Consider the following 20,362-nt stretch of genomic DNA (forward strand, 5'->3'; position numbering starts at 1 on the left):
TCGCCTGGATGTGTTCCTGCCATCGCATAAAAGCTGCCAGCGCGGCTTGCCGGGCTGGCATATGGAGGGCGCCGTGAATCGATTTCGGCCACGCAGCGACTTGTCGGGATCAGGGCTTTTTCGTGTGGCGTGATATCGCGGTCTGGCCCTTGTCGGAAAAAATTTCTTCCAGTCGGTCTCCCAGATAGTCCAGCAACCGGTCAATTCTCTGGTCCTTATTCTTTCCCCACTGGCCGACGGCCATGCCTTCCATCAGGTATTTGGTAATGTCCATGGCGAGAAAGTAGAGATCGCCGCGATCATTCCATTCCTTGAACATTTCCTTGTTGGATTCGTGCACATGCTCTTCAAAGCGGGATACGGAGCTTTCCAGAATTGCGTTGAGCTCGGGATCGGTCCGTCCGGCCACGCACAGCTCGTGATACACGACAGCCAGGTCACCGGTGAGGTGATCCCAGTAGGCGTCCAGCCCCGCGCGGCGGCGATCCTTGCCTTTCAGCTTTTTCGGAATCAGGGACACCCGTTGCGTGTAGTCATCGAGTAGCTTCTGGTGGAGATATTCAACTGTCGCCTGGATTAATTCCGTCTTGGAGGGGAAGTGGTGCAGCATTGCACCCCGTGAGACACCCGCGGCATCGGCGACCTTGGCCGTGGTTACGTTGGAATAGCCGAGGTTGAGAAAGCAGTCGATGGCGGCTTCCAGAATACGGTCGCGCGTCATTGCGCTTTTCTGGGACTGCCAGCTAACGCCTTCCTCGTTCTTAACGCGTTTGGACTTGGGTGATTTAACTGCGGTCATTACTTTGTGATCCCAACATTCGAAGAACCAAAACAGTGCAGACTGTTTTAAGCAGGAGGTACTGGGTTAATTATAAGCGAAACCTGACAGGGAAAAAATGGCATTACGCGATAGTCCGTAAATAAGCAGTGAAACTGTCCGGGTTGTTTTTTGATCATGGCATTTGAAGGCCGCACCTTGCTCCTGGTCCGCCTTTAGCGCGGCTTCGGTCTCGGTATGCTTGTTTGGTCATAATTGTTGTTTTTTATAGTACGAACCTTCGACCGCAGTGGATGAAAAAAGCCCCCGCAATACGCCATTGGCAATTGTAGGGGGCCGTAAGGGAGAGAGGATAGGTTGCCCGGATTTGCTGCTGACCCGGGTATTGGCGGCGCGGGGCCGGTTAAGGGGTTATCCCGCCCATGCACAGGTATTTGATTTCCAGGTAGTCATCGATGCCGTATTTGGAGCCCTCGCGGCCGATACCCGACTCCTTGACCCCGCCAAACGGCGCGACTTCGGTGGAGATAATGCCTTCATTGATACCGACGATGCCGTAATCCAGCGCTTCGCTGACACGCCATATCCGCCCGATATCGCGGGCATAAAAATAGGCGGAAAGTCCATAAGGGGTGTCGTTGCTCATGCGGATGGCTTCCGCTTCCGTCTTGAACTTGAGTATCGGTGCTACCGGGCCGAAGATTTCCTCGTTGTACACGTCCATACTGTTATCCACCCCGGTTAATACCGTGGGTTGGTAAAAATAGCCGCCATTTGCCGTGGAGCCCCGACCGCCAATCAGTACCTGGGCACCGCTGTTCACCGCCTGATCCACCAGCTCGTTGACTTTCCGGTATGCCCACTCGTTGATCAGTGGCCCAATGGTGACACCTTCCTCTGATCCGTCTCCGGTCTTGAGTGCGCTGACAGCGGTAAGAAACTTGTCGACAAAAGCCTCGAAGACGCCTTCCTGTACCAGAATGCGATTGGCGCACACGCAGGTTTGCCCTGCATTGCGAAACTTCGATGCCATCAGGCCGGCAACGGCGGCATCCAGGTCGGCATCCTCGAAGACGACAAACGGCGCATTGCCGCCCAGCTCCATGGAGGTCTTTTTGATGCTACCGGCACATTGTGCCATCAGTGCCCTGCCGATTACGGTGGAGCCGGTAAAAGTAAGCTTGCGAATGATGCTATTGCTGGTCATCTCGCGGCCGATCTCGCGCGCGTGGTCACCGGCGACCACGCTGAAGACCCCCGGCGGAATACCTGCCTCCTCACCGAGCCGGGCCAGCGCCAGTGCACATAGCGGGGTTTCTGTGGCCGGTTTCAACACGATGGTGCAGCCAGCTGCCAGAGCGGGTGCCACCTTGCGTGTGATCATCGCAATGGGGAAGTTCCAGGGTGTGATTGCCGCGACAACACCGATAGGCTGTTTCAGTGTGACGATGCGTTGCGCCGGATTATTGGCCGCAATGGTATCGCCATAAATACGCCGACCTTCTTCCGCAAACCATTCGACAAATGCTGCACCGTAAGCGACTTCACCGCGGGACTCAGCGAGCGGCTTGCCCTGTTCGGCGGTCATGAGCCTGGCCAGATCTTCCTGGTTGTCCATGATCAGCCGGAACCATCGCTTGAGTACGGCCGAGCGTTCCTTGGCCACCAGGTTGCGCCAGCTCTGAATGGCTCTGTCGGCGGCCTCGATGGCGCGACGCGTTTCTGCAGCGCCGGCGTTGGGGATGCTGGCAATCGGCTGGTTGTTGGCTGGATTTACCACCTGCACGGTATCGCCACTATCGGCGTCGACCCACTCACCGTTGATATACAGCTGCGTACGTAACAGGGATTTATTCGAAAGCTCTGGCATCGACGACCTCGACCGGTAAATGTTGTATCACTTGTAGCTGGCTACAGTGTTCAGTGAGAAGAGTAGGGTGCCCGAGAGCGCAGGTCACGCAGTGCCACCTGTGAGTCTCTCAATCGTGATTGGGATAGCGCTCTGTTGTGCCATGCCAGAATACTTTTCCGGATTGTCCAGATTGCTTATCAGGCGGTTGGTGTTGGCACCGATCTCGCGCACGCGATCGTCGCTGGCGCCATCCGGTGCGGCGCCCCAGCAGTGGGCCATGGAAACCACGCCGCGCTTGATATCCGGGCTGCTTTTTACCACGGCGGGTATCTGCCCCTGTGGCGAGCGTATGGCAACCACTTCTCCATCCTGCAGGTTCAGCGCGCTCACGTCGTCGGGGTGTATAAAGGCCGGGTTGGTCGTTCCCTTGGAGGCGAGAAAACTCAATTCCTGCCCGGTGGAGTTGTAGACATTTTTCATCCGGCGGCTCACGAGCAGGAACGGGTAGTCCTTTTTCAGGTTTAGGCCGCGATCGGCATCCCGCGCGGCACCTTCCAGCTCGTCGGCAAGGCCAGCGGGGAACAGGTCCATCAACCCCCTGGTGGCCGGATCCGCGGGGGCGACAATGACGTCGGGAAGGTCGTACACATGGCCGCCCTCGCGATGGTAGATTTCCGCCAGTGGCACGCGCGAGCCCACTGTCATCTTTTCCAGAATCTCGTACTTTGATGGCTTGTTGACCATGTCGAGGGGCTGTTCGCGGATACTGAGCTCCAGGCCCAGTCGTTTGCCCAGCTCCCAGAACAGTTCCCATTCCTCGATGACATCCCCTTCGGCCTCGACAACGGTCTTGGTGTACTGGCTGTATGGCTGTTCGTACCAGATATCCGTGAGCACGGTGAGGTCATCGCGCTCCAGACAGAGTTTCGATCCGATCACATAATCCGCGAGCTCGGCAGTGACCGACATTTTGTAATCCAGGCAGACCAGCAGTTCGAGGCTTTTCAGCGCCTCGTAGGCCTTGGCCTGACCCGGCCATGCCAGTAGCGGGTTGCCGCCGATCACGATCAGCGCTTTGATCTGGCCGTTGCCTTCCAGCAGGATTTCATCGGCGCAGATCGCGGTGGGCATCTCCTTGATCGGCCCGTTGGCAGTCAGCACCGTGACTTCACCAATATCCTCGGACACCCGGCTGCGCACACCGGTCAACCATTCTGGCTGCGGGGGAATCGCCTGTGCCGGGCGCGGCATCGGTGGCGACAGCACACCGGCATTGGGGAGTTTTTCCCCGGCGCGGTAGTGTCGGCCGCAAATCGCGTTGAGCGCCTGGGTCAGATGTTGCACCAGGTTGGGGTAGGGCCCCATCTCCGGCCCGGTACCGGTTGTCGCCGAGCCCCGCGGGCCGGCGGCGAACAGGCGCGCGGCGGTGATAATGTCTTCCCGCTCGAGTTCGGTGCGCGCGGCGACATATTCGGGCGTAAAGCGTTCCAGGCTGGCCTTGAAGACGTCGAGATTGGTGATGTTCTCGCTACAGAAGTCGGCGTCGTGCAGCCCCTCGTCGAGGATGATATGCAGCAGTCCGGCGAGCAATACCGCATCCTGACCGGGTTTTACCTGCAAGTGGAGGTCCGCGCGTGCGGCAACTTCCGATTTGCGCGGGTCCACACAAATAATTTTCATGCCCCGCTTCTTCCCTTCGCGCAGGGCGCTGCTGGGGCTGAAGGAGGGGATGCCGCCCGGAATCGAAAAATGCGAGACCAGCGTATTGTTGCCGATAATCAGCGCAACATCGGAATCCTGCCAGGTGTGATTGCCCCCCAGCCAGAACCCCATGCGCGCCTGGCCGATACCGACTTTGGCCGGCTGGTCGATGGTAATGCTCGTGTAGTATGAGGGTGATTCCAGTGCCACGTGCCAGGCTTTGGCCACTGGGTGTGTGGCGGAATTCTGGAATGAAACGGTGCCGTTATAGCTGGCGATACTGCGCGGGCCGTACTTTTTGCGCAGTTCCTGTAATTTTCCGGCAATTTCATCCAGTGCCTGGGCGCTGCTGATTTCAGTCCAGCCGCCCTCACTGTTTTTCTTCAGTGAGGCCTGGATACGCTCGGGAAGATACAGCTGCTCGGGCATCTGTCGCCCCTTGAGGCAGGTATATCCGCCGAAAATCTCGTTGTCGGTATCCGGCCGCAGGGCAGTGAGCTTATTGTCCTTGACGGTAGCCACCATCGGGCAATTGGCGTGGCAGAAGCGGCAAAATGTTTTTACCTGATCGCTCTGATTCTTTTGTTGCATGATGTAGCCACCGAATTCGTGATTGGTTTTTCGGCCGTGTAACCCTGCCAGCAGCGCTCAGACGGTAAAGAAGTCTCCCCTGGGGTTTCCGTCTGGATCGTAGACCGGTTCTTCGATGGCAATCTTGAACTTCGAAACCATCGTATCGAGAATCCCGAATCTGCCCAGGATCGCCAGCATCTTCGCGTAATACGGCCCCGACAGGTGGGCGTTCAGGGCATCGCTCGACTCCCAGTTCTCATAAACGTAAATCCGCGTATCGGAAGTGGGATCGGCAGACCAGACATAGTGCTTGCAGCCCTTCTGTGCCCGGGTCGCCGGAATCAGTTCGGCGGCGGCGGCGAGGGCTTCGGCCCGCTCTTCTGCTTTTATATCAACGGTTCCGTTAATCAGTACGGTCATAGTGATTTCCTGTGTTGGCAAAAGCGTAAAACCTCTGGCACTTACCCTGACGCTACCAGAACCATTGCCATAAAACAATCAGGGTTGACTGCTTTTTTTGTCGAGGCTATATTCTGCCGACCGATCCCGATCGGGGAGTGCCGGGCAAGTGTTTACCGTGATTGGTTTCGAGTGCCCTGGCCGTGTCGTCACCGGTTGCTGCTGATGGCTGTTGATGTTGGCTGCGTTCCGCTGGTGGAAATGAGGTGAGATTCGAACCGACCAGTGTTGATTTCTATTTCAACTTGACCGCGACAGCGCATAGCCAGGAGCGACAGGGGATATGACTGAACCAATGAATCGGCAGTATTATCTGGCATCCCGCCCAACCACTCTGCCCACGCCCAGTGACGTACCATTCCGGGATGTTCCGCTGCCGGAACCGGCCGCTGGTGAAGCCATCATCCGGAATCTCTATATTTCCCTGGATCCGGCGATTCGCGGCTGGATGAGTGAGGCAAATAACTATATCGAGCCCATTGCCATTGGCGATCCGATCCGCAGCTCGGTGATCGGCCGGGTGGTGAAGTCCTGCAGCGATCTGCTTCGGGAGGGGGATATCGTGATGTCGCTGGGGGGCTGGGAGCGTTATACCCGCGGCAGCGCCGCCACCATGACCAAGCTCGATGAGAATTCGGGTATCCCCCTGAGCAACTTCTTGAGCGTGCTCGGCCCCACAGGCCTCACCGCCTATTTCGGGCTGTTGGACGTCGGGCGCCCCCTGGCCGGGGAGACGGTGCTGGTCAGTGCCGCCGCCGGTGCGGTCGGATCCGTCGTTGGTCAGATCGCAAAAATGCAGGGCTGTCACGTTGTGGGTATCGCCGGTTCCGACGAAAAGTGCGATTGGATTACCAGTGAACTCGGCTTCGATCGGGCAATCAATTACAAGACGTGCGGCGACTATCAGGCGGCTATTCAGCAGGCATGTCCGCAGGGTGTCGATGTCTATTTTGATAATGTGGGCGGGGAGATTCTCGACGCCGCACTGATGTGCCTGAACAAGTTCGCGCGGGTCGCAGTCTGTGGCTGGATCTCCACCTATAACGACCCGGATGCGCCCGGGCCAAAGAACCTGTGGCAGCTGGTTGCCGAGAGCGTCACGATTCAGGGCTTTGTCGTGCTTGATTATCAGGACCGTTTTGCCGAGGGGGTAGAGCAGCTGGCCAGTTGGATGATGGCCGGGAAGCTCAGGTTCCGGGAGGATATCGTCGACGGCCTGGATAATGTTTTGCCGACCTTCCTGAAACTGTTCAATGGCTCAAATAACGGCAAGTTGATTATTCATAATCCCGAGTGATTACCGGTATTCATGCACTGGCAGTGGCTCACCGGGTATCTGTTCAGGTGGTGGAAAAGCGTGCTGGCGTGCCGCGAAGCCGTTTGCGGGCTGCATCTCCGGCTGAGTGCGCAGCCTTACCCGGCAAATCTTGCGCTGCACTTTTTCGATGAACCGCCTGCGTTACCGGAGTGCAGCGACGCTCAATCGGTGATCTGAAGCGGGTTTCCGGGCAGCTTGACGAGGGGGTTGTAGGGTCCATCAAGTCCCGCAGCGCCACTGACAATAAAGTGGCACTCCCGGGTTTGATAGCGCCACTGTCCGTCTACTTCCCGGTAGGTATCCCGGTAACGGCTGATATTGGTTGTCGAATTACCGTGTTTATCGCGCGTATATTCCTGCAGGTACCAGTGCCCCGTGACGGTGGTGCCTTCCACCGCAAACAGGCAGGAGCTGGGCAGCATCAGCACAAAGTCGAAGCCGGACATCAATTGTTGCCACAGGGCCAGGATGTCCCGTTGACCGCTTACCCCGGTGCCCATGAGTACCCACTGCGCGTCGTCGGCCCAGCAACTGATCCAGTCGTCGCCATCCTGCCGGTTGACGGCATCGCAGTAGCGCGCCATCAGTGCCCGCAGCTCCCGTTCTACTTCCGGCCCTCTATTCCGCTCTGCGCTGGCGTTCATTGCGGCTCTCCCAGTTGACTGCTTGCGACTCTAGCGGCAAATGAGCCAAAAAGAAACAATCGGTACTGTTTTATTTAGGCTGGAGCTGTTAGTATTTTTCCACCGTAGGCCTGAAAGTGCCGTTGGCCTCCGTAAAAGAACAATAGATTTCGAGGAGCGTCACATGGATTTAAGTGCCTTTCCCTACCTGCAGGGGAATTACGCGCCGGTCCTGGAGGAGAGTGATTTCGGTCCCGGGGAGCTGCGTGTTGAAGGGAATATTCCCGCGAACCTGACCGGGGCGTTCATGCGCGACGGCCCGAACACCGCCTATCAACCGAACCACTATGTCTATCCCCTCGATGGCGACGGTATGATCCATTCGATCTACCTGCAGGACGGGCAGGCCACCTACAAGAATCGATGGGTAGAAACCAGTCACCTGAAGACCGAACGCCAGTTTGGCCGCACCATCTACGGCAGTGTTGGCAAGCTGCTCGAGGTGCCCGCCGAGGTCATAGAGCAGGGCGGCGATCCAAACCCGGTGCGAAATACCGCCAATACCAATGTGATCTATCACGGTGGAAAACTCCTCGCCATGTGGGAGGGCGGCTTTCCGCACCTTCTGCAAAATGACCTGAGCACAGTCGGGCTATATGACTACGAGGGCACGCTCAAGCCCGGGGATGCGCTCACCGCCCATCCAAAAATCTGCCCGGACACAGGAGACCTGATCAGCTGCACCCAGCGTTGGGACAGCCCCAATTATTGGTTGCAGATTTTTGACAAGCACGCCCACCACAAGCAGACGATCCCGGTGCAATTTGCGCGCAAGGCCATTATTCACGACCTGCAGATTACCGAAAACCACGTGCTTATCTTCTATGCGCCGGCCTTCCATGACGTAACGAGGGCAATGCGCGGCGAGGATCCATTTTCCTGGGAGCCGGAACAGGGCACCAAAATTCTGGTGATACCTCGTGATGGAAAAGGAGAGGTGGTCACTTACGAAACCGAGGCGTTCTTCAGCTGGCATTTCTGCAACGGATTTGAGCGCGGCGGTAAGATCATCATCGACTATGTGTGGATCAACCGTATGCCTTTCACCCAGGCGATGGATACCGGGGTGGAGAAGCAGCCGCGACGCATGTACCGCATGACCCTGGACAAGGCCACCAGGACCCTGACCAACGAACAGTTCTCCGATGTATTTTGCGAGTTTTCCCGTGTCGATGAACGCCGTATGGGCAAGCCATACCGCTATGGTTTCGCCGCTTCCAGCGATCGCCAGTGGGACGATGCGCACGGTTACAACTGTACCGGCCGGTTCGATTTCAATACCGGAGAAACCGCCCTGTTCAACTATGGCGAGCAGGCGAACGCCGGTGAACCTGTGTATGTTCCTGATCCCGATAGTCCACATGAAGAAGACGGCTGGCTCATGTGCTTCGTTTTCAACCCCGGTGAGGGCCAATACCTGTCCATTATCTCGGCCGGCGACGTAGCCGCGGGACCAGTGGCCAAGATTTACGTACCTACACGAATCCCCAATGGTTTTCACGCTAACTGGATGCAAAACCTGACTCTGTAACCAAAACCAGCGACCGCGCGCAAGTGTGCAAGCAGAAATTTTCGGTGCCAGATCAGGGAAAAGAACAGGCAATAATAATCGAGGCAACCTATGTCTACTGAAACGAACTCGCTCCTGGAGCCAAAATCCACCGAGCAGTTGCTCGATGCAGAGAAATTTCTGCAAGCCTATCGCGCCATGCGCACGATCCGGTCTTTTGAAGACAGAATCAGCGAACAGTTTATGAAGGGGAATATCCCCGGGTTCCTGCATCTGTACTCGGGCCAGGAAGCGGTTGCGGCGGGGATCTGCCTCCTGCTTGATGATAATGACTACGTGATCAGTACCCACCGCGGACACGGCCATTGCATCGCAAAAGGTGCGGACGTGGGGGCCATGATGAAGGAAATCATGGCCAAGCAGGGCGGTCTCTGCGATGGCAAGGGCGGCTCGATGCACATCGCTGATTTTGACAAAGGTATGCTCGGCGCCAATGCCATCGTCGGAGGTGGCCCACCGATTATTGTCGGTGCGGCACTTTCTGCAAAAACGCTTGGTACCGATCGGGTTGGTGTGGCGTTCGGGGGGGATGGCTCTTCGAACCAGGGAACCACTTTCGAGGCGATGAACCTGGCTGTCGTCTTGAAGTTGCCGGCAATTTTCCTGTTTGAAAACAATGGCTATGGCGAAGGTACTCACGCGAGCTATGCGGTGGGCTCCAGGGATATTGCCAGCCGTGCCCAGGGATTCGGCATGCCGGCCTATCAAGTCGATGGGACCGACCTGTTTGCCGTATATGAAACGTGCCGAAAAGCAGTGGAACACTGTCGTGCCGGCAAGGGCCCGGTCACTATCGAGGCCAATGTGCCGCGCTTCAAGGGGCATTTCGAGGGCGACCCGCAGGCCTATCGCGGAGAGCAGGAAGTCGAGAAGCTGATGAAAGATCAGGACTGTCTCGCCATCGCCCGGGCGCGCGCCCTCAAGGAAAAAATCGTCAAAGCCAAGGATCTCGACCGTGTCGACCAGGAGGTGGCCGAGCTTATCGAGCAAGCGACGGAAGCGGCGCTTGCGGCGCCGGCACCCGATGATTCTGAACTGCTGAAGAATGTATACAGCTCCGCATACTAACCCTCGGGCGTACCTTGGAAATACAAGAAATACAATTTGGAGTCGACAGGATGCCAGTCAAAACATACAGAGAAGCAATCAACGAAGCGTTGCACCAGGCGATGCGCGAAGACTCCACCGTGATTGTGCTCGGTGAAGAAGTTTCCGGTGGTGCTGGTTGCGATGGATCACGGGATGCATACGGCGGTGTGATGGGGGTCACCAAAGGGTTGCTGCCCGCTTATGGGGAAGCCCGTGTGATCGACACACCGATTACCGAATCCGCCATTATCGGCGCCGCCGCCGGCGCCGCACAAACCGGCTTGCGCCCGGTGGCTGAACTCATGTTCATGGATTTTTTCGGCGTCTGCTTTGACCAGATTTATAACCAGGCGGCCAAGTTCCATTACATGTTCGGCGGCAAGGCGCAGTGCCCGATGGTGATTCGCTGTACCACTGGTGCCGGCTGGCGCGCGGGCGCGCAGCACTCACAGAACCTCACGCAAATGGTAACGATGGTGCCGGGCCTGAAAGTGGTTTGCCCCACCAATGCCTACGATGCGAAAGGGCTGATGTTGCAGGCGATTCAGGACAATGACTGTGTGATCTTCGTCGAGGACAAGATCCTCTATGACACCAGTTGTGAAGTTCCAGACGAGATGTACACCGTGCCGTTTGGCGAGGCAAAGTTCTACCGCGAAGGCAGCGATCTCACAATCGTTGCCATCTCCAACCCGATGCACAAAGTCCTTGCAGTCGTGGATCGGCTTGCCAGCGAGGGTATCAGCTGCGACGTGATCGACCCGCGCACCACATCCCCGCTCGACGAGGAGGCAATCCTCGAAAGCGTGGAAACGACCGGGCGCCTGATTGTGGTGGACGAGATGACACCGCGTTGCGGCCTGGCTGCGGATATCTCCAGCATCGTCGCGGAAAAGGCTTTCGATTCACTGCGCGCGCCAATCAGGAAAGTGACGGCTGCGCACTCTCCGGTTCCGTTTGCCCCGAATCTGGAGGACACCTGGATGCCGCAGGAGTCCGATATTGAAAGCGCGATCCGCGACGTACTGGAGTATGCCTGATGAGCACATTGCACGCGATAACCGTACCCAAGTGGGGCATGTCGATGGAGGAGGGCGAGATCACCGAGTGGCGTGTCGACGTCGGTGACGAAGTTTCTGTCGGTGATGAAATTGTCGATATAGAGACCTCGAAAATCGTCAATACCGCGGAGAGTACCTGTAGCGGCACGCTGGTCAGGATTGTCGCCCAGCCGGGTGAAATCCATAAGGTCGCGATGCTGCTCGGTGTGGTTGCCGAGGGCGAGGTCAGCGAGGCGGAGGTCGATGCGTTTATATCCAGCTATACCCCGGATGCCGCCGCCCTGAACAAACCGCTGGTCGGACGTGAAGAACCCCATTCCACAGCGCAGCCGGCCGTCGCGACGGCGCAAGCCGAAGCGCAGCCAGCGCCCGCTGCGGACACGACCCGCGCGCTCGAGGACGATCCCGACGATTCGGCGGTAAAGGCGTCGACGGTCGCGCGCCGCATTGCCAGGGCGCATGGGATCAACCTGCATAACGTTGCCGCCACCGGTCGCCACGGTCGGGTCTCTAAGTGGGATGTAGAGAAAGCGGCAGGTATCCGTATCCGGGCCAAGGCCGCCCGTGTTGCCGCAGCGGAGCAAGAGCGCTCCACCGCCGACGATTCGCGTACCTCGGCCACCCCGGTGGCGCGACGCCTGGCGAAAAAGCTCAATATCAACCTGAACGACGTGACGCCCAGCGGCCGTCACCAGCGGGTCACCAAGCGCGATATCGAACAGGCGGCGCGCGCGACCAGCGGAGTAGAGCACTACAGCGAAGAACCGCTCAGCGGCATGCGCAAGGCCATCGCCAGACACCTGAGTGAGGCCAAGCAGAGCATCCCGCACTACCGCGTCAGCGTTGACATCGAGCTCGACAGCCTGCTCTCGCAGAGGAGCTACATGAATGGCGAGCTCGGCCAGCGTATTTCTGTCAACGATTTTATTGTCAAGGCGTGTGCCAGCGCGCTGCGCCAGGTACCTGCGGTCAACGTGCAGTTTGCCGGAGACCGCATTCGTCACTTCGAGCAGGCAGATATCTCGGTGGCGGTGGCACTGGAAAGTGGCCTGGTGACACCAGTGATCCGTAAAGCCGATTGCAAAAGCCTGCCGCAGATTGCGGCGGAAACGCAGCGGCTCGTCCAGCGGGCACAGTCCGGCCAACTATCACTCGATGAAATCCGCGGCGGCTCGTTCACCGTTTCCAACCTGGGAATGTATGGCGTCGATCAGTTCGACGCCATCATCAATATGCCGCAGGCCGCAATCCTGGCTGTCGGCACAGCGCGGGAGCAGCCGGTGGTCCGCGATGGCAGGATCCTCGCCGCCACCGTCATGCGAATTTCCCTGTCCAGCGATCACCGCGCGATTGATGGCGCCACCGCGGCGAAATTCCTCCGCGCCCTGAAAGGGTTGCTCGAGAACCCTGCCTCAATGCTGCTGTAAGGAAAATGGCCGTGGAAGCTAAAGAAGCGGAGTATCAGGCGTTTGATATCGCCGTTGTCGGCGCCGGCCCGGGCGGTTATGTGGCGGCGATCAGGGCGGCACAACTGGGTATGCGAGCCGCCATTATCGAGAAGCAGCATATGGGCGGGATATGCCTGAACTGGGGCTGTATCCCTACCAAGAGCTTGCTGAAGAGCGCCGAGGTTTACCAGTCGATTCTCAAGGCCGGTGAGTATGGCCTGGATGTCAGCGCCGGCGATGTGGATATCAGTAGGGTGGTGCAGCGCAGCCGCGATATTGCCAGCCGCCTGAGTGGCGGAATCGATTACCTGATGGATAAGAACCGCATCAGAGTCATCCGCGGTGCGGCCCGTCTGTCCGGCCCGGGTGAACTCGAAGTCTGTGAAGCGGGTGTCGTTACCCACCGTGTCACGGCGCCTCATATCATTCTGGCAACCGGCGCCAGCCCCCGGGTAATCCCGGGTATGGAGCCGGATGGCGAAGTAATCTGGACCGCCAGGGATGCGATGACACCAGCGCGTTTGCCAGAGTCACTGCTGGTGATTGGCTCCGGTGCGATCGGCATCGAATTTGCGAGCTTCTACCGCAGTTTCGGTACCAAGGTGACGGTGATCGAACAGCTCGACCGTATCCTGCCCCAGGAAGATCGCGATATTTCCCGAGCGGCCTTGGGCTATTTCAGCAAGCGCGGAATCGACTTCTTTACCGGCGGTACGGTCGAGAGCCTGAAAGTGGAAAATTCAGCGGCCAGCGTGACCTGGAAGACGGCATCCGGAGAGTACCGCGGTACTTTTGAGCGCGTGATCCTCGCGGTAGGCGTTACCGCCAATACCGCGGGCCTTGGCCTGGAGGAGCAGGGGGTACGTCTGGAGCGCGGCCAGGTTGTGGTCAATGAATGGTGCGAGACTTCCGTCAGCGGGCTCTATGCCATCGGTGATATGACCGCGCCACCCTGGCTGGCACACAAAGCCAGCCACGAAGCGGTTCTCTGCGTGGAAAAAATTGCCGGGCAACCGGATCTTGAACCCCTGGATCCCCTGGGTATCCCCGCCTGTACCTACAGCGCTCCACAAATCGCCAGCGTGGGTATGACCGAGCAGCAGGCACAGGCAGAGAGCATTAAGTACCGGGTCGGCCGCTTTGACCTACAGGCATCGGGTAAAGCCCAGGTCATTGGCCAGACCGAGGGGTTTGTCAAAACCCTGTTCGATGAAGAGACCGGCGAACTTCTCGGCGCGCATATGATCGGTCCAGATGTGACCGAGCTCATCCAGGGATATGTCATCGCCCGCAAGCTGGAGAGCACGGAGGAGGAATTGTCGCAAACCGTTTTTGCGCATCCAACGATGTCGGAAGCCATGCATGAATCGGTACTTGATGCCTTCGATCAGGCAATTCACAGCTAGGGGCCAGGGGGATAACCATGACCGAGAGAAAACCTATCGCCGATGGCCTGTTCACCTGGCCGTCAGATAACCCGGCGTTACTCGGCAGTCGCTGCCGGCAGTGCAAAATCGCGGAGTTCCCGTGTAAAGCCAGCTGCCCGGCCTGCGGCAGTGAGGAAGTTGCTGTCGAGGAACTGCCGCGCCGTGGAAAATTGTGGACCTGGACGATCCAGGGGTTTATGCCCAAGTCCCCATATAACTCGGGTGAGACCGTGGATACATTCACACCATATGGTGTTGGCTATATCGAGCTGCCGGGTGCTGTGTGTGTAGAAAGCCGGCTGGTCGAGAATACCACCAGGGACCTTGCTATCGGTATGGATATGGAGCTGGTCATCGAGACGTTTCGTTATGACGACGTGGGCAACGAGATCGTTACCTTCGCTTTCAAGGCGGTGAATTAAACAGTAGAGCCGTGACTCCGGCATCATAAGTCATTCCGCGCTGGCGAATATAAACCTACCAGTGCGCAGAAGAGAGTCGGCACGCACAGCGTAAAAATTGGCAGGAAGCATCCATGGACGTAGCAATTGTTGGCATAGGTATTCATCCGTTTGGAAGAACTCCGGAGCGCAGTGGATTACAGCAGGGGGCTTTTGCGGCGCGACTGGCACTCAAAGACGCCGGTGTCGAGTGGCGCGATATGCAATTCGGCTTCGGTGGCAGTGCGAGTGCCGGCAGTGCCGACGCCCTGGTTAACGAGTTGGGGCTAACCGGAATGCCCTTTATCAATGTTGCCAATGGGTGTGCCACTGGTGGAAGTGCCCTGCTGTCAGCTTATAACGCGATCAAATCTGGCGAATACGATATCGGTATCGTGGTGGGCTTCGACAAGCATGACCGCGGTGCCTTCAATGCCGATCCGCGTCAGATGGGAATCGGGGCCTGGTACGGCGAAACCGGACTGATGCTGACGACGCAGTTCTTTGCCATGAAGATCCAGCGCTATATGCATGCATTCAATATCAGCGCAGGCACCTTGGCTAAGGTCGCCAGCAAGGCGTTCAGCAATGGGGCGAAGAACCCCAACGCCTGGCGTCGCGAGGAGATCAGCGAAGAGGAAATTTTAACCTCGACCATGATCAGTGACCCGCTGACAAAGTTTATGTTTTGTGCCCCGGGAGAGGGGGGCGTGGCACTGGTTATTTGCCGTGCAGACCAGGCGCGGCGCTACACCGACAGGCCGGTTTACCTGAAGGGTGCTGCGCTGCGTTCTCGTCGCTACGGTTCTTTCGAAGTTTTTGCACCCTCGCAGGCGTTACAGCAGGTCGACGGGCCAACCGTCGACACATCGCGGGCCGCGTTCGATATGGCCGGAGTCGGTCCCCGGGACATCGATGTCCTGCAGCTTCAGGATACCGAATCCGGCGCTGAAGTGATGCACATGGCGGAAAACGGGTTCTGTGAGCACGGGGAGCAGGAAGCATTGATCCAGGCCGGGGAAACCGCTATTGGCGGCAAGCTGCCGGTCAATACGGACGGTGGCTGCCTTGCCAGCGGCGAACCGATAGGCGCCACTGGCCTGCGGCAGGTCTATGAAACCTGCCTGCAGTTGCGCGGCGACGCCGGCCCGAGGCAGGTCCCCAATAATCCCAAACTTGGTTACACCCATGTATACGGCGCACCCGGTATCAGCGCCGTGACCATTTTGCAGCGATAAAAGAGGAATTCTCTATGAGCGATACGGTAGAGCTTACCGCGGAAAAGATCACGGCCCGCAACCCCTCTGACAGCTTTCAGGACCTGCTGAAAATCGAAACGGTGGAAGTGCCACCGGCACTGCTGGAGAGTACCGAGACCTATCTGGGATCCGAGGATATCTCCACCGACCGGTATACCTCGCGGGAGTTCTTTGATCTGGAAGTCGAGAAAGTGTGGCGAAAGACCTGGCAGGTCGCCTGTCGCGAGAATCGCCTGCGCAAATCCGGCGATTATTATGTGTACGATATCGTCAACGATTCCATTTTGCTGACCCGCACCGAATCGGGCGAAATCAGGGGCTTCCACAATTCCTGCCTGCATCGCGGTCGCGCGTTGAAGAAGGGCGCGGGTAACAGTGACCACCTGCGCTGCCCGTATCACGGTTGGTCGTGGGATCTCGATGGCGAATTTCTGGGTGCACCCTGCCAGTGGGACTTTCCCCACGTTGACAAGGCGAAGGCAAAGCTGCCGCAAGTGCGTGTTGCCACCTGGGGTGGCTGGGTCTTCATCAATATGGATGAGGATGCGCCATCGCTTGAAGACTACATGGAAGTGCTGCCCGAGCATATGAACCAGTGGAAGCATGAACAACGCTTCGTCGCATTACATATTGAAAAAGTCATCGCGTGCAACTGGAAGGTCGCTTTTGAAGCGTTCATTGAGTCCTACCATGCTCTGGCCACTCACCCGCAACTGATGCCATTCCAGGGGATCGATAACTCCCAGTACGATGTATGGGGAGACCATGTCAGCCGCACGATCACCGCTTATGGTGTTCCCAACCCGGCTCATGCGGACCAGTTCACCGAGCAACAATCGCTGGATGCGATGATGGAGCTGATCGGTGTGCCCGACCGCCCGCAACTGGCGCCGGGACAGACCGCGCGCGAGAAATATGCCGAACTCAACTTGCCGGTGGCCAGTCAGCAGGCAGGTGAGGACCTCAGTGGAAAAACCACAATGTCGGAGTTGATGGACTCGACGTTGTACTCATTGTTCCCGAACTTCGCCCCGTGGGCTGGACAGGGCACGGTAATTACCTATCGGCATCGCCCGAACGGTGATGATGTGGACAGCTGCATCATGGAAATCTTCTTGCTGACCAGGTATCCGGAGGGGGAGGAATCCCCGCCGGATGCAGCGACTTTCCGCCTTGGTATCGATCAGCCCTTCAGCGAAGCGGCGGAAGTGATGGGGGCAGGGTTTGCCAACGTATTCCACCAGGATGGCGCCAACCTGCCGCAGGTGCAGAAAGGCCTGAAGGCATCGAAAAAGAAGGCGGTTACCCTGGGTAACTACCAGGAAGTACGTGTTCGCCACTTTAACCAGACCCTGGAAAAATACATAAACGCGAAATAATACCAATACTACCGATTGCGTGGGGAATGCTATGAAAGATCTGTTCCGGCCCTTCAGTCTTGAGGGCAAAGTGGCACTGGTGACCGGTGCGTCCAGCGGTCTCGGGTTGCATTTCGCCAGGGTGCTGGCACAGGCCGGCGCAAAAGTAGCGCTGGCGGCAAGGCGTTCCGGGCTGCTTGACGAAGCCTGCGCGGAAATAGAGGCAGAGGGTGGCGAGGCGCTTCCGGTTAACATGGACGTCACAGATTCGGCGAGTGTGCGTGCGGCATTCGATCAGGTCGAAGCCCGCTTTGGGCATGCCGACATCGTTATTAACAATGCCGGTATTACGATTCCGAAGTTGTTGCTGGATCTTGATGATGAAGACTGGGGCAATGTGATAGACACCAACCTGACCGGCGTTGCCTTCGTTACCCGGGAAGCGGGCAAACGCCTGGTGGCGGCGGGCCAACCCGGCAGCATCGTTAATATCGCATCAATCACTGCCGAGCGGGTGCAGAAGTTTCTTTCCAACTACTCGGCAGCCAAAGCCGCGGTGGTGCATCTGACCAAGGCAACCGCGCTGGAGTTTGCCCCGCATAATATCCGCGTCAACGCGCTGTGCCCCGGCTACTTTAATACGCCCCTGAACAGCGAGTGGTTCAAGACTGAGGGCGGGCAGGCCCTGATACAGCGAGTGCCGACAAAGCGCATCGGTGAGCTGCACGAATTGAATGGCCCGCTTTTACTGTTGGCATCCGATGCCGGCTCGCTGATGACAGGTTCTGCCGTGACTGTAGACGGTGGCCATGTGCTATCGGAGCTTTAGGCAAATCCGCTTTCGCGACGCAAACCCTGCCCAATCACTTAGGCTGAAAATGCATGGAAAATCCAATTTACCAACAGCGGATCGATCGAGATGCGCATCTCTGGGCGAATAAGACCATCGCCGATGGCGCCTGGCACAAGGCCGAGATGTGTCCTGATGACGTGGCGATTTACCTAGAACATGAACCTGCTATTACCTTCGGGTCGATCGCCGACCAGGCTCGCCGGCTCATTACCGGGTTGCAGAAGCTTGGACTGGAGCAAGGTGACGTCATCAGCTTTCAGTTACCCAACTGGCGTGAAGCGGTCATACTGGATATTGCCGCATCCGCCATGGGTCTTGTCGTTAACCCGGTGATCCCCATCTACCGCGACAGGGAATTGCGTTTTATTCTCAAGGATGCGCGCACCAAGCTGATTTTTATTCCAGAGCGTGTCAGAAGTCTGGAATTCCCTTCGATGATCGCCCGATTGAAGGCGGAGTTGCCGGATTTACAACATATCGTTACAGTCCGTGCCGCGGACAACTATGCCGGCATGCTCAGATTTGAAGCACTGCTGGATAGCGACCCGGCAGATCTCTCCAAACTGCCGACTATAGATCCGAATAGTGTCAAGACTATTCTGTATACCTCCGGAACTACCGGTAATCCGAAGGCTGTACTGCACAGTCACAATACGCTGAGCCGTGTTATCCAGAACTCTGTTGAAAGCTGGCGACTCACTGGCGAAGATATCATGTTGATGCCGTCCCCGGTGACACATATTACCGGCTATGGATCCGGTATGGTTCTCCCGTTCATCACGCCGGTAAAGTCGGCGTTGATGGCGCGCTGGGACGCCGACGCCGCCGTCGAATTTATCCAGCGTATTGCTGCCACCGCGAGTGTCGGTGCAACGCCATTTCTGGTGGAGTTGCTGGCGGCGGCAAAACGACATAATACAAAATTGCCGAGTATGCGCCTGTTCGCATGTGGTGGCGCTTCCGTACCGCCGAAGCTTATTGACCAGTGTTATGACGAACTGGAAAATTGTCGCGCCTTTCGAGTCTACGGAAGTACCGAGGCGCCGGTCATTACCCAGGGTTTTGTGGGAGATGGCCAGCAGGGCCTGGCGGCCGCAACAGACGGCATGATCTACGGTTACGATATAAAAATCGTCGATGATAGCGGTTCTTCCCTACCCGTTGGTTGCGAAGGCGAAATAGCTGTTCGCGGTGCGGGGCTGATGCTGGGTTATGCCGACCCGGAGCAAAACCGGGCTTCGCACGATACGGACGGCTATTTCTATACCGGGGACATCGGTATGTGCACAGAGGATCAAGCGATTCTGATCACTGACCGTAAGAAGGACATTATTATTCGTGGCGGTGAAAATATCAGTGCCAGGGAAATCGAGGATGTCCTGTACGAGCATCCGGGTATCAGGGAGGTGGCGGTGGTGGCAATGCCACATGAGCGATTGGGCGAAGGTGTTTGCGCCTATATCGTGCCGGTTGGAAATCCACTATCCATCGACCTGAAGGGCGTGGCGGCATTCGCAAGTAAGGCCGGCATGGCCAGGCAAAAAATTCCCGAGCACATCGAAGTGGTGCAAGATCTGCCCAGAACCGCCAGTGGAAAAGTCAAGAAAGATATTCTCAGGAATGAGATATCCGCAAGGTTTGTCGATTGCTTTTGATTCAGGACCAGGGAGACAGCGCATGGGTAGCTTGGACGGCCGGACCGCGGTGGTGCTCGGTGCATCGGGGAGCAAAAATTTTGGCAGTGAAATTGCGCGCAGGTTGGCTGCTGCGGGGGCGAAAGTCGCTGTAGCCGGGCGCCGCAAGGAGCCGTTAACTGAGCTTGCCAACCAGATCAATGGCCTTGCAGTACCCTGTGATGTGACTGAAGAGGACCAGATACAGTCCCTGTTCGACCGGGCGCTGGAGGAGTTCGGGCATGTGGATATTGCAGTGAACTCGGCCGGCATGCACGCGGGTGGCCGGATCGCAGAACTTGATGCGGACAGTATTCGGCCCACGCTCGAGACAAGCTTTATTGGTGCCTTACTGTTTTTCAAATGGGCGGCCGCGGCGATGAGGCGCGGCGGATCCGTAATCACCATTTCCTCTCTGACGACGCGGATACCCGGGCCGGAGCTGGCAGTTTATTCGGGCGCCCGCGCCGGAATCGATCACGCGATGAAGGTCGCCGCAGTCGAATATGCTGAACAGGGGGTTCGCTTTAACTCGATTGCCGCGGGTCTTATTCAGACAGATATGACCGCGCCGTTTTTCAGCATGGATGCGTTGATCAATGCCTACGTCCATGATACACCAGCGGGGCGTATGGGTACGGTACAAGATATGGCCGAGGCGGTACTGTTCCTCGCAGACAGCCAGCGCTCCGGATTTATCAATGGCCAGGTACTCGACCTTTCAGGGGGCCAGCAGATGGGGCACCTGCCGCGCTTCTGATAATTACCTCGGCAGGGGATTATGATCGACCGTTGCAGTGGTGGGTTATTGACACGGAAA

17 protein-coding genes are annotated in these 20,362 nt (G+C 57.5%); 12 read left to right on the forward strand and 5 right to left on the reverse strand.

Annotation, left to right across the window (positions count from 1 at the left end):
* Positions 1-109: 109 nt before the first annotated feature.
* The 4 genes from ABDK11_RS06240 to ABDK11_RS06255 all read right to left on the reverse strand — a co-directional run bounded on the left by ABDK11_RS06240 (position 110) and on the right by ABDK11_RS06255 (position 5,324).
* Complete coding sequence (locus tag ABDK11_RS06240; protein ID WP_346839439.1) at positions 110-799, reverse strand: TetR/AcrR family transcriptional regulator; 690 nt, start codon at positions 797-799, stop codon at positions 110-112.
* Between the two features lie 382 nt (positions 800-1,181).
* Positions 1,182-2,648, reverse strand: a complete 1,467-nt coding sequence (locus ABDK11_RS06245; protein WP_346839440.1) for an NAD-dependent succinate-semialdehyde dehydrogenase — start codon at positions 2,646-2,648, stop codon at positions 1,182-1,184.
* A gap of 84 nt (positions 2,649-2,732) precedes the next feature.
* Positions 2,733-4,922: a molybdopterin-dependent oxidoreductase gene (locus ABDK11_RS06250; RefSeq protein ID WP_346839441.1), complete on the reverse strand. Its 2,190-nt coding sequence runs from the start codon at positions 4,920-4,922 to the stop codon at positions 2,733-2,735.
* A gap of 57 nt (positions 4,923-4,979) precedes the next feature.
* The gene (locus ABDK11_RS06255) at positions 4,980-5,324 is read right to left on the reverse strand and encodes an antibiotic biosynthesis monooxygenase (RefSeq protein ID WP_346839442.1); all 345 of its coding nucleotides are present in this window, start codon (positions 5,322-5,324) and stop codon (positions 4,980-4,982) included.
* Between the two features lie 322 nt (positions 5,325-5,646).
* Between ABDK11_RS06255 and ABDK11_RS06260 the strand changes: the two genes are divergently transcribed.
* Positions 5,647-6,660 (forward strand): NADP-dependent oxidoreductase, encoded by a 1,014-nt coding sequence (locus tag ABDK11_RS06260; RefSeq protein WP_346839443.1) that lies wholly within the window; start codon positions 5,647-5,649, stop codon positions 6,658-6,660.
* Positions 6,661-6,842: 182 nt separating this feature from the next.
* Here ABDK11_RS06260 and ABDK11_RS06265 read toward each other — a convergent pair whose 3' ends face one another.
* The gene (locus ABDK11_RS06265; protein WP_346839444.1) at positions 6,843-7,325 is read right to left on the reverse strand and encodes a nuclear transport factor 2 family protein; all 483 of its coding nucleotides are present in this window, start codon (positions 7,323-7,325) and stop codon (positions 6,843-6,845) included.
* A 163-nt stretch (positions 7,326-7,488) separates the two neighbouring features.
* On the opposite strand from ABDK11_RS06265, the gene ABDK11_RS06270 reads away from it, so the two are divergent.
* From ABDK11_RS06270 to ABDK11_RS06320, 11 genes are all read left to right on the forward strand, one after another.
* Positions 7,489-8,895 (forward strand): carotenoid oxygenase family protein, encoded by a 1,407-nt coding sequence (locus ABDK11_RS06270; RefSeq protein ID WP_346839445.1) that lies wholly within the window; start codon positions 7,489-7,491, stop codon positions 8,893-8,895.
* 90 nt (positions 8,896-8,985) lie between these two features.
* On the forward strand, positions 8,986-10,002 hold the full coding sequence (locus ABDK11_RS06275; RefSeq protein WP_346839446.1) for a thiamine pyrophosphate-dependent dehydrogenase E1 component subunit alpha: 1,017 nt from the start codon (positions 8,986-8,988) through the stop codon (positions 10,000-10,002).
* A gap of 50 nt (positions 10,003-10,052) precedes the next feature.
* On the forward strand, positions 10,053-11,063 hold the full coding sequence (locus tag ABDK11_RS06280) for an alpha-ketoacid dehydrogenase subunit beta (protein WP_346839447.1): 1,011 nt from the start codon (positions 10,053-10,055) through the stop codon (positions 11,061-11,063).
* Positions 11,063-12,511 (forward strand): dihydrolipoamide acetyltransferase family protein, encoded by a 1,449-nt coding sequence (locus ABDK11_RS06285; RefSeq protein WP_346839448.1) that lies wholly within the window; start codon positions 11,063-11,065, stop codon positions 12,509-12,511. Before ABDK11_RS06280 ends, ABDK11_RS06285 begins: the two co-directional genes overlap by 1 nt.
* Before the next feature lie 11 nt (positions 12,512-12,522).
* Complete coding sequence (gene lpdA, locus ABDK11_RS06290) at positions 12,523-13,938, forward strand: dihydrolipoyl dehydrogenase (protein WP_346839449.1); 1,416 nt, start codon at positions 12,523-12,525, stop codon at positions 13,936-13,938.
* Positions 13,939-13,955: 17 nt separating this feature from the next.
* On the forward strand, positions 13,956-14,381 hold the full coding sequence (locus tag ABDK11_RS06295) for an OB-fold domain-containing protein (RefSeq protein ID WP_346839450.1): 426 nt from the start codon (positions 13,956-13,958) through the stop codon (positions 14,379-14,381).
* Between the two features lie 113 nt (positions 14,382-14,494).
* Entirely contained in the window at positions 14,495-15,637 is a 1,143-nt protein-coding gene (locus ABDK11_RS06300; protein WP_346839451.1) for a thiolase family protein, read from the forward strand.
* A gap of 14 nt (positions 15,638-15,651) precedes the next feature.
* The gene (locus ABDK11_RS06305) at positions 15,652-17,037 is read left to right on the forward strand and encodes an aromatic ring-hydroxylating dioxygenase subunit alpha (protein ID WP_346839452.1); all 1,386 of its coding nucleotides are present in this window, start codon (positions 15,652-15,654) and stop codon (positions 17,035-17,037) included.
* A 31-nt stretch (positions 17,038-17,068) separates the two neighbouring features.
* The gene (locus ABDK11_RS06310; protein ID WP_346839453.1) at positions 17,069-17,845 is read left to right on the forward strand and encodes an SDR family oxidoreductase; all 777 of its coding nucleotides are present in this window, start codon (positions 17,069-17,071) and stop codon (positions 17,843-17,845) included.
* A gap of 53 nt (positions 17,846-17,898) precedes the next feature.
* Positions 17,899-19,524: an AMP-binding protein gene (locus ABDK11_RS06315; protein WP_346839454.1), complete on the forward strand. Its 1,626-nt coding sequence runs from the start codon at positions 17,899-17,901 to the stop codon at positions 19,522-19,524.
* A 22-nt stretch (positions 19,525-19,546) separates the two neighbouring features.
* Positions 19,547-20,302, forward strand: a complete 756-nt coding sequence (locus ABDK11_RS06320) for an SDR family oxidoreductase (protein WP_346839455.1) — start codon at positions 19,547-19,549, stop codon at positions 20,300-20,302.
* Positions 20,303-20,362 lie beyond the last annotated feature (60 nt).

This window comes from Microbulbifer sp. SAOS-129_SWC (assembly GCF_039696035.1).
GTDB lineage: Bacteria > Pseudomonadota > Gammaproteobacteria > Pseudomonadales > Cellvibrionaceae > Microbulbifer.